The following is a 14,406-nucleotide window of genomic DNA, read 5'->3' on the forward strand; positions in this document are numbered from 1 at the left end:
TTATCTTTGTTGTAAGCGTCGATATTGTGCGACGGCTTTATTATGTTCATTGAGTGTGGTTGAAAACTTATGGCCACCCGTTCCATCTGCAACAAAATAGAGATAACGAGTATCTGCTGGATGTGCAGCCGCCCTAATTGAAGCAACGCCCGGCATTGCTATTGGTGTAGGTGGTAAGCCATCAATCTGATAGGTGTTATAAGGTGTATAGCCATTTAAATCACTACGATAAATCGTGCCTCTATATTTATCACCTAAACCATAAATGACCGTTGGATCAGTCTGTAATCGCATATTAGTTTTTAATCGATTGACAAAAACAGATGCCACCTTTGTTCTTTCAGCATCAATACCCGTCTCTTTTTCAATGATTGATGCCATGATAAGCATTTCATAAGCCGATTTATACGGTAGATCACTATCGCGTTTAATCCACTCTTCTTCTAATGTTTTTTCCATTTGTTGGTAGGCGCGCTTTAAAATTGCGACATCGGTCGTACCTGCGGTGTAATGGTATGTATCTGGGGCAAACCAACCTTCTAGGTTAACAAATTCAGGTTTTATCCCTATTTCTTCACGTAATTTATCGCTATCCATTGTGTGTGCGACAGTCGTAAGTTGCGGAGCTTGTTCAAAAATAGATTGCCAGTCTTGTAAACGGCTACCTTCAATAAAACGGATCGTAAATTGAGCTTCTTTACCACTTTTGATCAACAATAAAACATCACGCAATGTCATCCCTTTTGTTAAGCGATAGGTTCCTGCTTTAAATTGGCTAAGCTCTGGTTTTACTTTTAGTAAAATTTGAAAATAATCGTCTTGGTTAAGTAGATTATTTTTTATTAGCAGTTGTTCCATGGCTACGCGCCCTGTTCCTGCTGGCACTGTGAGTAGCATTTCATCTTGCTTTACAACAACATTTTCTTCTAAACCACGAATATGTTGCATCATATACAACGCTATTGCACCGATACTAATTAATAAGGCAAAAAAAACTATCCAGACTATTTTTTTTATCTTCATTTATAACTCATTAAATTCTATTTAAGTGACAAGCTGTGTTGTAAAACAACATGATAATAATCCCTACTAGGATATTGATAGCACTTATCATCTGAAAAAGTGATTTGTGAAACAGGGATCACTGGCATCAACGCATTTGTTAACCATATTTCATCAGCCTGATAAAGTGTTTCTGTTTTTTCTCTCACAATATCAATTTGCCAATGATTTTTCTGAGCTAATTGAAAAATAGATTGACGCATAATGCCATTTACCCCTGAATTAGCCAGGTTTGGTGTAAAAAGCCTATCTCCTTTGCGCCAAAAAAGATTCGCCGCATTCGCTTCCACTAAATATCCTTCATTATCACACACTAAAACATCATCAAATTCTGTTTTTTCTAAATGATATTTGATAAGGACTTGTTCAAGACGATTGAGATGTTTGATCCCAGCCAATAAAGGATTTTGCCCTAAAGTAACAGGACTTATACCAAGCGATACACCTGCACGTTGCTGGTGGAGATAATGGGTAGGATAAGATGACAGTGACATTATTACCGTCGGTGTTATAAATCCATTGGAAGAATATCCTCGTCCACCATAACCACGACTAATAATAATTTTAATCACACTTTTTGTTTGAACCTGTGAGGCGATATCTATGATCTGCTTTTTAAGTTCAAACCAATTAGGATGCGGTAAAAAGAGAGCGTTACAGCCTTGTTTTAAACGATTTATGTGTGCAGATAATAAAATGGGATCACCCTGCTCAACAGCAAGTGTTGTAAAACAGCCATCCCCAAATTGCACTGCTCGATCACTGGCATCTACATTTTGTTGCTGTTGTCCATTTACCCAATACATCTAACACACCTTACATCTATGTTATTGATATCAATCTGCACATGATAAAACAACTGGCAGTAAAAGGACAAAATAAAAGACCCAGAATAATCCTGGGTCTTTTATTATTTCAACTTTCTACAAAAAACAGCTTATACGCGTTTAAAGAGAATTGAACCGTTCGTACCACCAAAGCCAAATGAGTTACACAGAGCATAGTCCATGTTCTCAACTTTACGGGCTTTATGAGGAACAAAATCAAGATGACAATTTTCGTCTTGATTATCTAGGTTAATTGTTGGAGGTACGATTTGATCACGCAGTGAAAGGATTGTAAAGATAGACTCAATAGCACCCGCAGCACCTAATAAGTGACCTGTCATAGATTTTGTTGAGCTAACTAATACATCAGTACCTTTACCAAATACATTTTCTACCGCTTGTGCTTCAGCAACGTCGCCTGCATTCGTTGATGTACCGTGTGCATTGATATAACCCACTTCTGATGAGGCAATACCTGCATCTTTCAGTGCATTTGTCATTGCTAACGCACCGCCTTCGCCATTTTCTGCCGGTGAAGTCATGTGATAAGCATCGCTGCTCATACCAAAACCAACCACTTCAGCATAAATTTTAGCACCACGGTTTTTAGCGTGTTCGTATTCTTCAAGAACAAGAACACCCGCACCATCACCTAATACAAAACCATCACGCTCTTTATCCCATGGACGGCTAGCCGCTTGAGGATTGTCGTTACGTGTTGATAATGCACGAACAGCACCAAAGCCACCCAAACCTAATGGTGTAGTCGCTTTTTCGGCACCGCCTGCCAGCATTGCATCTGCATCACCATAAGCGATAATACGTGCAGCATGTCCAATATTATGAACACCTGAAGTACACGCTGTTGCGATAGAGATTGTAGGGCCACGAAGGCCATACATAATGCTTAAATGCCCCGCAACCATATTAATAATGGTTGAAGGTACAAAGAATGGGCTAATTTTACGAGGGCCACCATTCATCATAGATGTATGATTTTCTTCGATAAGGCCTAAGCCACCAATACCAGAACCAATAGCAGCTCCGATACGACTTGCATTGGCTTCTGTTACTTCAAGACCTGAGTCCGCAATGGCCTGCACACCTGCTGCAATACCATATTGAATAAAAAGATCCATCTTACGCGCATCTTTACGCGAAAGATTATAATCTTCATGATTGAAATCTTTTACCAATCCAGCGAATTTAGTCGCATGATGACTGGTGTCAAAATCTTCGATAAGGCCGATACCACTCTGTCCAGCACACACAGCTTTCCAAGAAGCTTCTGCGTTATTACCGACAGGAGATAACATGCCTAGTCCGGTCACAACTACACGACGCTTAGACACGCTTATCCTCCAAGGAGGGAAAAAGTTTAGGATTAAAAATATAGGCGGTCGAGTGACCGCCTAGATTAGCAAGCTTATTTACCTGCGTTTTCAACGTAATCAATAGCAGCTTGAACTGTAGTAATTTTTTCTGCTTCTTCGTCTGGGATTTCGATATCGAATTCTTCTTCCAGAGCCATTACCAGCTCAACTGTGTCAAGAGAATCAGCGCCTAAGTCATCAACAAATGAAGCTGAATTTACAACTTCTTCCTCTTTAACACCCAGTTGTTCAACAATGATTTTCTTAACGCGTTCGTCGATAGTGCTCATACTATTAAATTTCCTATCAAAACTCGCTTGCGCGATGATTTTCTTAGTTTATAAATACAGGAAAAGATCTAACCAATCCCGACTGTGTGGACTACTTTATTCGCTATATTTTGCATTATATTGTACGCAAAAAGCAAATATAAAGACGTCCCCATAATTAGATCATGTACATGCCACCATTGACATGCAATGTTTCACCCGTGATATAGCTCGCTTCATCAGAAGCTAAGAAGGCTACAGCACTGGCAATCTCTTTGGCATCACCTAAACGGTTAGCAGGAACTTGAGATAAAATACCTGCTCTTTGGTCGTCTGTTAATGCTCTAGTCATATCAGTTTCGATAAAGCCTGGAGCAACAACATTCACCGTAATGCCACGGGAAGCAACTTCGCGTGCTAATGATTTACTAAAACCAATCACACCCGCTTTTGCCGCCGCGTAGTTTGCCTGCCCTGCGTTACCCATGGTTCCAACAACAGAACCAATGGTAATTATACGACCATAACGTTTTTTCATCATAGCACGCATAACTGCTTTAGACAGACGGAAGACTGATGAAAGATTAGTGTCAATGATATCTTGCCATTCATCATCTTTCATGCGCATCAACAGGTTATCACGAGTAATACCTGCATTATTGACTAAAATATCAATTTCGCCAAATTCAGCACGCACATCTGCTAAAAATTTTTCGATAGAGTCGTTTTCTGTGACGTTTAACACAAAACCCTTACCCTTACCGTCTAAATATTCGCTAATAGCTTGTGCACCGTTTTCACTCGTTGCTGTACCAATTACTGTTGCACCGCGTGCAACTAAATCTTCTGCAATCGCACGGCCAATACCACGGCTTGCACCAGTAACTAGCGCTATTTTTCCGTCAAATCCCATGAGATCCCTCAGTCATTTCCTAATGCAGCATCTAATGATGCAATATCATTAACTGCTGCAGCGTTCATTTCTTTAGAAATACGTTTGGTTAAACCAGTTAATACTTTTCCTGGACCGATTTCTAATAGTTGTGTGATGCCTTTTTCAGCGATAAATTCAACCGTTTCAGTCCAACGAACTGGGTTATAAAGCTGACGAACTAACGCATCACGGATAGCATTCGCATCAGTTTGCGCTTTCACATCAACGTTATTAACGACCTGAATTTCAGGTTGTTTAAATTCAATTTCTTGTAATGCAACCGCAAGCTTATCAGCAGCTGGCTTCATTAAAGCACAATGCGAAGGCACGCTTACTGCTAATGGTAAAGCACGTTTAGCACCCGCTTCTTTACATAACACACCAGCGCGTTCTACGGCTTCTTTGTTACCTGCGATAACAACTTGGCCTGGTGAATTAAAGTTTACTGGTGAAACAACTTGTCCTTGCGCAGCTTCTTCACAAGCTTTTGCAATAGCGTCATTATCTAAACCGATAATCGCATACATTGCACCAGTGCCTGCTGGCACGGCTTCTTGCATCAGTTGACCACGTAATTCTACTAATTTAATTGCAGCAGCGAAATCAATAACTCCCGCACACACTAAAGCAGAATACTCACCAAGACTGTGACCTGCCATCATTTGTGGCATTTTGCCTTGTTTTTCTTGCCATACACGCCAGATTGCAACAGAAGCGGCTAATAACGCTGGCTGTGTTTTCCATGTTTTGTTTAACTCTTCTTCTGGACCATTCTGAACTAAGTCCCAAAGAGAGTAACCCAATACATCAGATGCTTGAGCGAATGTTTCAGTCACAATTGGATATTGCTCTGCAAGTTCTGCAAGCATTCCAACAGATTGTGATCCCTGTCCGGGAAAAACCATTGCAAAATCAGTCATATTTATTTTCCTGATAATATTAAAAACGGATAAGTGCAGAACCCCAAGTAAAACCGCCACCAAACGCTTCCAGTAAGATTAACTGACCACGTTGAATGCGATTATCTCTTACAGCTTCATCTAATGCTGTTGGGACTGATGCTGCTGACGTATTGCCGTGGCGATCTAATGTCACCACTACTTTATCCATTGTCATATCCAGCTTTTTCGCTGTCGCTGAAATAATTCTTAAATTTGCCTGATGAGGCACAAGCCAGTCCAGTTCAGATTTATCAATTTTGTTAGCTTCTAGTGTCTCATCCACAATGTGGGCAAGTTCACGAACTGCGACTTTAAAGACTTCATTTCCTGCCATGGTAACGTAAGCAGGTAAATCTTCATTTTCTTTACGCTGATAAGGTAATGCTAATAAATCACCAAAACGCCCATCTGAATGTAAATGGGTAGAAATAATACCTTCGTCTTCTGACGCCCCCACGACTGCTGCACCTGCTGCATCACCAAATAAAATAATGGTGCCACGATCGTTAGGATCTAACGCATGGGATAATCTATCAGCACCAATCACAAGAGCATGCTTAACAGAACCAGCTTTAATAAATTGATCAGCAATGCTTAATGCATAAACAAAGCCAGAACATGCAGCTGCAACGTCAAAAGCGATGCAATCATTGATACCTAACGCATTTTGAATCTGACATGCTGCGCTTGGAAATGCATGTGAGCCTGATGTTGTAGCAACAACAATCAATCCAATGTCTTGCTTATCAATACCAGACATTTCTAGTGCTTTTTCAGCCGCACCCGCGCCCATCACAGCAACAGATTCTTCTTCTGTTGCAATCCGACGTTCATTAATACCTGTTCGGGTAACAATCCATTCGTCAGATGTTTCAACCATTTTTTCTAAATCGGCATTAGTTCGCACTTGTACAGGCAAGTAACTACCAGTACCTAAGATTTTTGTATACATTCTATCAATCGCTCTTGGGTAATACTGTTGTCAGTCGAGAAGCGATCCGTTCTGGGATTTTTCGCTCAACGGCATGAACAGCCTGTTCTATTGCTGCTGTAAACGCGCTTTCATTTGCGCCACCATGGCTCTTAATGACGATACCGCGTAATCCTAACAGAGAAGCACCGTTATACTGGTCGGGGTTCATGTGTCCAAAACGCTTAATTAGCCGTTTTTGTAACCACTTCTTCAATATTTTCATCCACCACGACGTTTTTTTATTTTCGGTAGTAGAAGATTTAATCAATGAAAGGAAAACTCGAATCACTCCTTCCATCGTTTTAAGAGAGACATTACCTGCGAAGCCGTCACACACCAATACATCTGTTTTGCCTGTCAGTAATTCATTACCTTCAACATAACCAATATAATTGATATTAGATGTCGATTTTAATACCGTAGCAGCTTCGCGGATATTATCTAATCCCTTACTCTCTTCTTCACCAATATTTAAAAGTGCCACTTTTGGTGAATCAATCCCTGCTATCTCTTCGGCCATCACTGCGCCCATTACCGCAAACTGCACTAGCATTTTGCTATCACAATTAACGTTAGCGCCTAAATCTAGAACAACCGTCTTACCTTTTTTCTGATTAGGTAATACCGAAACCAGTGCAGGACGTTCAATTCCATCGATAGCATTAAGTCGAAGTTTTGCTAATCCCATCAATACGCCAGTATTCCCTGCACTTACACAAGCCTGTGCTTCACCTGTTTTCACCAGATCAAGAGCCACTCGCATTGATGTACCTTTACTTGCTCTAATGGCTTGTGAAGGTTTGGCATCATTGGCGACAATATGTTCTGCGGGTATAACTTGTAAACGGGTGATTAGCTCAGCATTTTGATTTGCAAGCAGAGGGGAGATAGAGTCTGGTTGACCTACCAGCAATATTTTTAAATGAGGATTAGATGCCAGCGCCCGCAAACAAGCAGGCACTGTGATGCGAGGACCGAAGTCCCCGCCCATCGCATCTAACGCTATGGTTAGATTTGTCAAGGTATCAACGAGCTATAAAGCTAATTACTTGTTGATAACCTTGCGGCCACGGTAGTAACCGTCAGCAGTTACATGGTGACGCAGGTGAGTTTCACCAGAAGTTTTGTCAACAGAAACCTGAGTTACTGTCAGTGCGTCATGAGAGCGACGCATACCACGTTTAGAACGAGTTGGTTTGTTTTGTTGTACGGCCATTGACCTTACTCCTTAGTACTTTTCTTTAAACTGGCTAATACGGCAAATGGATTTGGTTTCTCTGATAATTCTTCAGGGAGTTCACCAAACACCATATCCGCGTCGGACACTTCACAGTGTTCAAAATCATGTACCGGAACCACCGGCAAGTTGAGGATTATTTCATCTTCAATCATCGCCAGTAAATCTATTTCACCAAATTCGTTTACATCGACTGGTTCATATTCTTCCGGTAATGCCTCGGCCCGTTCATCACTGACAACAGGGCTAAAACAATATGTTGCGTGAACATGATACGGAAAATGGCCACCACAACGTTGACATTCTAAAGTCACATCCACATCGGAATGTCCTTTAATCACGGCAAGACGTTGATGGTCAATATCAAATGATAAAACCACATCAATATCACTGTCCACACTGACCACCGATTCAGCTAAGCGGCTTACTTGCTCTGGAGAATAATGACCGTCATAGTCTAAATTCTTTTGAGCTGCTCGCAGCGCATCAATGGTCAGGGGTAATTTTACCTTTTGCATAAGGCGCGCATATTATCTTTGTAATGGAATATAGTCAAAGAAAAAGGCGGGTTATCTACACCTTTCCACCAAAATTCGCTTTATCAGCGGCGCATAGTTTAGAATGTCAGGCATCATTTTGCTACGGATTTTAAAAAAAATATGTTGCCACTCGTTCTTGCGTCTACTTCACCCTTTCGAGCTCAGTTGCTGAAAAAGCTTGGAATGCCCTTTATACAGGCATCTCCCGATATTGACGAAACCCCGAAGCCCACTGAATGTGCTCAAGATCTTGTCAACCGCTTATCCTATGAAAAAGCCAGCGCTTTACAAGCAAAATTTCCACAACACCTTATAATTGGTTCTGATCAAGTTTGTGTGTTGAATGAAAAGATCACGGGAAAACCCCATAATTTTGATAATGCCTTTGCACAACTAAAACAAGCTTCAGGACAGTGTATCTCGTTCTACACCGGATTAACTGTATATAATAGCCTAACTTTAGAACATCAAACGCATTGTGAATTATTCCAAGTTTACTTTCGTCATTTAACTGATGAAGAAATTATCTGCTATTTAAATAAAGAAATGCCTTTTAATTGTGCTGGCAGTTTTAAATCTGAAGGGCTAGGCATTACTCTATTTGATAAGTTTGTCGGTGACGATCCAAATTCTTTAATTGGTTTACCACTTATCCGATTGAATAAAATGTTACTCTCACAAAGAATAAACCCATTATTTTTCTCTGATGATCAAAAATAAACCTGATCATCTTCATTTTTAATCTTATGTAGCGATAAAGCGTATTATGAATAAATTAACATCAGTCTTAACAGCTTTAGTGGTGGCAATAGCATTAGTGGGTTGTTCTGATGAAAAAGACACTGAAATTTCGACAACAAAAACAACTAACACAACAAATACTATCCAAGACAGTGTGATTTCAGACAAAAAAGATGACAGCACATCCTTATTTAAAAAGAATTTTGTCAGTAGTTGCATATTGGGTTCTGGTATTACCGATGATGCGTTAATTCCTCAAATTGCTGAAGTATGTGAATGTACTTACGACGGCATTATTAAAGATTACGGAATTACTGAATTTATCCGTGTAGATATGGAAATGCGCAAAAACGGTTCAACATCAATGCCTAAAGAGTGGAACATTGATAAAATTGTTGAGCAATGTATGACAAAAGTGGAAGGTTAACCCTATTTTCTATTCACTTTTTTAGTGGTTTAAGAAAAGCAATACGCCCAGCTAACTGGGCGCATTGGGTATTCAGATTTTCTGTCGAAATAAAAATTTTCGATTTAAGATTTTTGACTGCGTAATACTTGTAAACAACAGCGTAACTGATTATCCATTGGCGCTTCAATTCGCATTTGGTCACCTGTTGAAGGATGAGTAAATGTCAAAGAGCTTGCATGTAAAAATAAGCGATTAAGTTTTGTTCCTACCAATTGTGAATCAAAATCACGATCACCATAACGATCATCAAATGCAATAGGATGACCTGCATGTAATGTATGTACACGAATTTGGTGAGTTCTGCCTGTTACAGGACTTGCTTTCACAAGTGTGGCAAATTCAAAACGCTCTTCAACCTTAAAACGTGTCTCTGAAGGTTTTCCTTCATTGCTCACTTTAACCACTCGCTCACCGCTTTGAAGAATATTCTTCAATAACGGAGCCTGAACAACTTTAGTGTGGGATTGCCATTGACCACGCACTAAGGCTAAATAATCTTTTTGCATCTGTTTTAAGCGTAATTGCTCATGCAAAGCACGCAATGCTGAACGTTTTTTTGCAATTAACAACACACCCGATGTATCTCTATCAAGACGATGTACAAGCTCTAAAAAACGGGCTTCTGGACGCAATGCTCGTAAGCCTTCAATCACACCAAAGCTTAACCCACTTCCCCCATGAACAGCCGTGCCAGAAGGCTTATTGATAAGCATTAAGTGGTCATCTTCATATAAAATACAATTTGCCAACGCTGAGACTTTATCAAGTTTTGGTGATACAGCGACTTCTTCTTTTTCCGACACTCGCACAGGAGGAATACGGATGCTATCACCCGCATTGAGTTTATATTCAGGTTTAATTCGCCCTTTGTTAACTCTAACTTCCCCTTTACGAATAATTCGGTAAATCATACTTTTTGGTACACCTTTTAAGCGTGCCAGTAAAAAATTGTCGATACGCTGGCCTGCTTCATCGCCATCAATGGTGACGAACTGAACTTGATTAAATGATTTCATAGTGGCGATTCTTTGGCTCTCTTAAAATAAAAATAACAAACTACTTTGTGGTGTACAAAATAACATCAAATCTGTCGTCTATTTTAACCTGAATAATGGGAAAAAGACGAAACATTAGCTAATCTCTCATATTTATACAGAAAAAGTCACCAAAGCAGAAAAGTCATCTTGCTATAACCCTAACACCAATGGAATAATGCAGACTCTCCTGATTATGTTTATCAGGTATATTTATGAAAATTTTGTTTGTTTGATTTTCAAAATGCAGCAATGGCGTAAGACATAGTCGAAAATCAAACAATTTAGTATGCCACAAATACATCGCTTATTGAGTTGAAACATCGTTTTCAATTAAACAGTGCTGAATTTTTGAACTGAAAATCAGACTCACCGACATATTGCATCTCTATACAATCGACAACCGTGAGGTTGACGCATCTGTAAAAGACACGAGGTCATCGGTTATCAATAGTGTAATTACGTATGTTAGTGGCACATTATAAAACGTGAAAATAACGAGTAAGTCACAATATGAAAAGAATGTTAATTAACGCAACTCAGCAGGAAGAGTTGCGTGTTGCCCTTGTCGATGGGCAACGTTTGTACGATCTGGATATCGAAAGCCCCGGTCATGAACAGAAAAAAGCAAATATCTATAAAGGTAAAATTACTAGAATTGAACCCAGCCTAGAAGCCGCTTTTGTTGATTATGGTGCGGAACGCCACGGTTTCCTTCCTATCAAAGAAATAGCCCGCGAATACTTTCCTAGTAATTATCACTCTCATGGTCGTCCTAACATCAAAGATGCCTTAAAAGAAGGCCAGGAAGTTATTGTTCAAGTTGATAAAGAGGAGCGTGGTAATAAAGGTGCAGCATTAACCACTTTTATCAGCCTAGCAGGAAGTTATTTGGTCTTAATGCCAAATAATCCTCGTGCAGGTGGTATTTCTCGCCGTATCGAAGGTGAAGACCGTACTGAACTCAAAGAAGCTTTATCAAGCCTTGAAATCCCAGATGGCATGGGTCTGATTGTACGCACTGCTGGTGTCGGTAAATCGGCTGAAGCACTACAACAAGACTTAAGCTATCGTCTAAGACATTGGGATGCTATTAAGAAAGCAGCAGAGAATCGCCCTGCTCCATTCTTAATCCATCAGGAAAGTAACGTAATCGTTCGTGCATTCCGCGACTACTTACGTCCTGATATTGGTGAGATTTTAATTGATAACGCAAAAATCGTTGAAATGGCGCGTAGCCATATTGAAGCGATTGGTCGTGGTGATTTTGCTAGCAAAATTCGCCATTACACAGGTGCAGTTCCTCTATTTAGCCATTATCAAATTGAATCACAGATTGAATCTGCGTTTCAGCGTGAAGTTCGCCTACCTTCTGGTGGCGCTTTAGTTATTGATACAACTGAAGCATTAACGGCGATTGATATTAACTCCTCTCGTTCAACGCGTGGTGGTGATATTGAAGAAACAGCATTCAATACTAACTTAGAAGCTGCTGACGAAATTGCACGCCAATTACGTTTACGCGACCTCGGTGGTTTAATTGTTATCGACTTTATCGACATGACGCCGGTGCGCCATCAGCGTGAAGTTGAAAACAGAATGCGCGAAGCTGTTCGCCAAGATCGTGCTCGCATTCAAATTGGACGTATCTCTCGCTTTGGCTTATTAGAGATGTCTCGTCAACGTTTAAGCCCTTCATTAGGTGAATCAAGCCATCACGTTTGTCCTCGTTGCTTAGGCACTGGTACTATTCGTGATAACGAATCACTGTCACTTTCTGTGTTACGTCTTATCGAAGAAGAAGCACTTAAAGAAAATACCCATGAAGTGCATGCGATTGTACCTGTTCAAATCGCCTCTTATTTGCTTAACGAAAAACGAAAAGCTGTAACTGATATTGAATTACGTCAATCTAATGTCAAAGTGGTTATTGTTCCTAATGACCAAATGCAAACGCCTCATTTCTCTGTTATTCGTGTGCGTAAGGGCGAAGAAATTACCTCTCTAAGCTACAACTTAGCCCAATTCCATGAAAGTCAGTTAAATGAAGCTGATGACGATGTTGTTACAGAGCGTAAAGCGCCTGAACAACCTGCTATTTCAGCTTTTGGATTGCAAGAAGAAGACACGCCAGAAACGACGACGAAAAATAAAAAAGCCCCTCAACCCCAAGCTAAAGCTGCTAAAACAGAACAAGCTCAAGCTACAGGTTTCTTTAGCTCTATCGCCAAATTCTTCTCTAACTTATTTAGTAGCGAACCAGAGCCTGTGGTAACACAAGAAAAACCACAGGAAAATAAGAAAGAGAATAACGAAAATCGTCGTGAACGTCGTAATAACAATAATCGACGTAACAACAATAATCGCCGTGACCGTGATAACGATCGTAATCGTGATAATGCAAATAGCGAAGACAATCGCAAGAATCGCAATCAAAAAACACAAGCGACACCAACAACTGAAGTTAGCAGTGAACAAGAGATTGCAGAACGCGAAGCACGTCGTCAGCAGCGTCGTGAACAACGTGCTGAACAACGTCGTCGTCAAGAAGAAAAACGTCAACAACAAGAAGCGGCTAAAGCTCAAGCTGCTCTGGCTGAAAATGATACCGTTGCAAAAGACAGTGCTAATGAGAAGAAAGAAGAACCTCGTCGCCCTGTTATGCAACGCCGTAATCGTCGTCAATTAACACAATCTGTACGTGTGACTGACAATGATAATGCATCAACAGTTGTGCCAGCTACGACGGAAAAAGCAGTTTCTGAACCACCAGTTGCAACAACACAAACGAAAGTTGCACCAACTGAAAAATCAGCACCTAAAGCAGTCACTGTTGCAAACGTTGAAACTAATGAAGCTCAAGCTGTAAAAGCATTACCTGATGCAACTAAATCACAAGATGAGAATAAGAACGAAGATAATAACGGACAGGATAATGTTATGCCTCGTCGTTCTCGCCGTTCACCTCGTCATTTACGTGTAAGTGGTCAACGTCGTCGTCGCTATCGTGATGAACGAACTTTAACCGTATCACCAATGCCTTTGGCAATGGCGGTTGCTTCTCCTGAACTTGCTTCAGGTAAAGTCTTCATTCACTATCCAATCACACCAATAAGTGATGCACCATTTATTGAAAATAATGTTGAAAACAACAATGACGTTTCTGTTGGAAACCACATTATTACTCATAAAGATCCACAAATGGTAGCTATCACACCAGCGGTTTCAGAAGCCATTGTGGCAAAAGTGGAACAAGCGGATACCACAGAATCCACCTACACTGTGACTGTTAGCTCTGAATCAACCACTGAAGCTGTTGCTGAAATTATTGCAGTAGAGCCACAATTAGCACCTGCAGAAGCAAATAACATTGAGAACCAAGTTGAAGAAAGTGTTGTCAACAACGTTATCGATGATGTGAATACCGAAGAGCATGTTACTCGTAAAGAAAATATTTCTGCGGTATTAAACACAACCGAGGCTTATATGCATGAAGCTTCACAACAAGCAGAAACAGATGCAGTGACTGAAAACGTGACACAAGAAGTCATTGCACCAGTAGAACGCGAAGTGACTGAAACATCTACTTCTGAGCCTCAAGTTGTTGCTACTTCAGTTACAACCGAAGAAACAACTGAGCAACATAAAGAAAGTGATGTTGAAGCTATTGTTGAAACAGTTGCTGAGCCTATCGTTAAAACGGTTATTGAAAGTCAGCCTGAAGAAAATGAGAGTGCGACACCTACAGTAGAAGCAGAGTCGGTACCAGTAAAAGAAAGCAAACCTACAGCCGTGATTATTCGTCAAGAGCCGGTAGTACGCCAACTTCATGCAAGTGCACCAATGACAAAAGCGCCAGCATCTGATGAACCTACTGTCGCAATTGAGATCAAAGCGTGGGAAGCACGTCCTGCTTTTGATAAGAAAGGCCGCACAGGTGCCGGTGGACATTGTTCTACTAATCACGCTTCTTCAGAAATGGCAAAAGCTGAAAGTCAAAACTGATA

General features: G+C 40.5%; 14 protein-coding genes. 3 read left to right on the plus strand and 11 right to left on the minus strand.

What is annotated here, in order from left to right:
* The 10 genes from mltG to yceD form a co-directional block, all read right to left on the minus strand.
* Positions 1 to 1,023, minus strand: a complete 1,023-nt coding sequence (gene mltG, locus CUB63_RS06420) for an endolytic transglycosylase MltG (protein WP_109847702.1) — start codon at positions 1,021 to 1,023, stop codon at positions 1 to 3.
* 17 nt (positions 1,024 to 1,040) lie between these two features.
* A complete protein-coding gene (pabC, locus tag CUB63_RS06425; RefSeq protein WP_109847703.1) occupies positions 1,041 to 1,868 on the minus strand; it encodes an aminodeoxychorismate lyase in 828 nt (275 codons plus the stop codon).
* A 131-nt stretch (positions 1,869 to 1,999) separates the two neighbouring features.
* The gene (gene fabF, locus CUB63_RS06430) at positions 2,000 to 3,241 is read right to left on the minus strand and encodes a beta-ketoacyl-ACP synthase II (protein WP_072062715.1); all 1,242 of its coding nucleotides are present in this window, start codon (positions 3,239 to 3,241) and stop codon (positions 2,000 to 2,002) included.
* Positions 3,242 to 3,315: 74 nt separating this feature from the next.
* Positions 3,316 to 3,552, minus strand: coding sequence for an acyl carrier protein (gene acpP, locus CUB63_RS06435; protein ID WP_004247087.1), 237 nt, complete (start codon positions 3,550 to 3,552; stop codon positions 3,316 to 3,318).
* A 157-nt stretch (positions 3,553 to 3,709) separates the two neighbouring features.
* The gene (gene fabG / locus CUB63_RS06440; RefSeq protein ID WP_006537248.1) at positions 3,710 to 4,444 is read right to left on the minus strand and encodes a 3-oxoacyl-ACP reductase FabG; all 735 of its coding nucleotides are present in this window, start codon (positions 4,442 to 4,444) and stop codon (positions 3,710 to 3,712) included.
* Between the two features lie 8 nt (positions 4,445 to 4,452).
* Positions 4,453 to 5,385, minus strand: coding sequence for an ACP S-malonyltransferase (fabD, locus tag CUB63_RS06445; protein ID WP_006537249.1), 933 nt, complete (start codon positions 5,383 to 5,385; stop codon positions 4,453 to 4,455).
* Between the two features lie 19 nt (positions 5,386 to 5,404).
* On the minus strand, positions 5,405 to 6,358 hold the full coding sequence (locus CUB63_RS06450; protein WP_006537250.1) for a beta-ketoacyl-ACP synthase III: 954 nt from the start codon (positions 6,356 to 6,358) through the stop codon (positions 5,405 to 5,407).
* Positions 6,359 to 6,362: 4 nt separating this feature from the next.
* Positions 6,363 to 7,400 (minus strand): phosphate acyltransferase PlsX, encoded by a 1,038-nt coding sequence (plsX, locus tag CUB63_RS06455; RefSeq protein ID WP_072062717.1) that lies wholly within the window; start codon positions 7,398 to 7,400, stop codon positions 6,363 to 6,365.
* Positions 7,401 to 7,424: 24 nt separating this feature from the next.
* On the minus strand, positions 7,425 to 7,595 hold the full coding sequence (gene rpmF / locus CUB63_RS06460) for a 50S ribosomal protein L32 (RefSeq protein ID WP_006537252.1): 171 nt from the start codon (positions 7,593 to 7,595) through the stop codon (positions 7,425 to 7,427).
* Positions 7,596 to 7,600: 5 nt separating this feature from the next.
* Complete coding sequence (yceD, locus tag CUB63_RS06465; protein WP_006537253.1) at positions 7,601 to 8,134, minus strand: 23S rRNA accumulation protein YceD; 534 nt, start codon at positions 8,132 to 8,134, stop codon at positions 7,601 to 7,603.
* A 141-nt stretch (positions 8,135 to 8,275) separates the two neighbouring features.
* On the opposite strand from yceD, the gene CUB63_RS06470 reads away from it, so the two are divergent.
* Together CUB63_RS06470 and CUB63_RS06475 are read left to right on the plus strand one after the other, a co-directional pair.
* Positions 8,276 to 8,875, plus strand: coding sequence for a Maf family protein (locus CUB63_RS06470; protein ID WP_006537254.1), 600 nt, complete (start codon positions 8,276 to 8,278; stop codon positions 8,873 to 8,875).
* 46 nt (positions 8,876 to 8,921) lie between these two features.
* Positions 8,922 to 9,323, plus strand: coding sequence for a hypothetical protein (locus tag CUB63_RS06475; RefSeq protein ID WP_006537255.1), 402 nt, complete (start codon positions 8,922 to 8,924; stop codon positions 9,321 to 9,323).
* A 104-nt stretch (positions 9,324 to 9,427) separates the two neighbouring features.
* Here the strand turns inward: CUB63_RS06475 and rluC are convergent, their stop codons facing one another.
* The gene (rluC, locus tag CUB63_RS06480) at positions 9,428 to 10,381 is read right to left on the minus strand and encodes a 23S rRNA pseudouridine(955/2504/2580) synthase RluC (protein ID WP_109847704.1); all 954 of its coding nucleotides are present in this window, start codon (positions 10,379 to 10,381) and stop codon (positions 9,428 to 9,430) included.
* Positions 10,382 to 10,912: 531 nt separating this feature from the next.
* On the opposite strand from rluC, the gene rne reads away from it, so the two are divergent.
* Positions 10,913 to 14,404: a ribonuclease E gene (gene rne / locus CUB63_RS06485; protein WP_109847705.1), complete on the plus strand. Its 3,492-nt coding sequence runs from the start codon at positions 10,913 to 10,915 to the stop codon at positions 14,402 to 14,404.
* Positions 14,405 to 14,406: the final 2 nt, after the last annotated feature.

Origin of the sequence: Proteus penneri (assembly GCF_003144535.1) — a bacterium.
In the GTDB taxonomy this organism is placed as follows: Bacteria; Pseudomonadota; Gammaproteobacteria; order Enterobacterales; family Enterobacteriaceae; genus Proteus; species Proteus penneri.

Bases quoted from the DNA above. Each gene is read 5' to 3' on its own strand.
- mltG (WP_109847702.1), bottom strand. From the start codon at position 1,023: ATGAAGATAAAAAAAATAGTCTGGATAGTTTTTTTTGCCTTATTAATT.
- pabC (WP_109847703.1), bottom strand. From the start codon at position 1,868: ATGTATTGGGTAAATGGACAACAGCAACAAAATGTAGATGCCAGTGAT.
- acpP (WP_004247087.1), bottom strand. From the start codon at position 3,552: ATGAGCACTATCGACGAACGCGTTAAGAAAATCATTGTTGAACAACTG.
- fabG (WP_006537248.1), bottom strand. From the start codon at position 4,444: ATGGGATTTGACGGAAAAATAGCGCTAGTTACTGGTGCAAGCCGTGGT.
- fabD (WP_006537249.1), bottom strand. From the start codon at position 5,385: ATGACTGATTTTGCAATGGTTTTTCCCGGACAGGGATCACAATCTGTT.
- CUB63_RS06450 (WP_006537250.1), bottom strand. From the start codon at position 6,358: ATGTATACAAAAATCTTAGGTACTGGTAGTTACTTGCCTGTACAAGTG.
- rpmF (WP_006537252.1), bottom strand. From the start codon at position 7,595: ATGGCCGTACAACAAAACAAACCAACTCGTTCTAAACGTGGTATGCGT.
- yceD (WP_006537253.1), bottom strand. From the start codon at position 8,134: ATGCAAAAGGTAAAATTACCCCTGACCATTGATGCGCTGCGAGCAGCT.
- CUB63_RS06470 (WP_006537254.1), top strand. From the start codon at position 8,276: ATGTTGCCACTCGTTCTTGCGTCTACTTCACCCTTTCGAGCTCAGTTG.
- CUB63_RS06475 (WP_006537255.1), top strand. From the start codon at position 8,922: ATGAATAAATTAACATCAGTCTTAACAGCTTTAGTGGTGGCAATAGCA.
- rluC (WP_109847704.1), bottom strand. From the start codon at position 10,381: ATGAAATCATTTAATCAAGTTCAGTTCGTCACCATTGATGGCGATGAA.
- rne (WP_109847705.1), top strand. From the start codon at position 10,913: ATGAAAAGAATGTTAATTAACGCAACTCAGCAGGAAGAGTTGCGTGTT.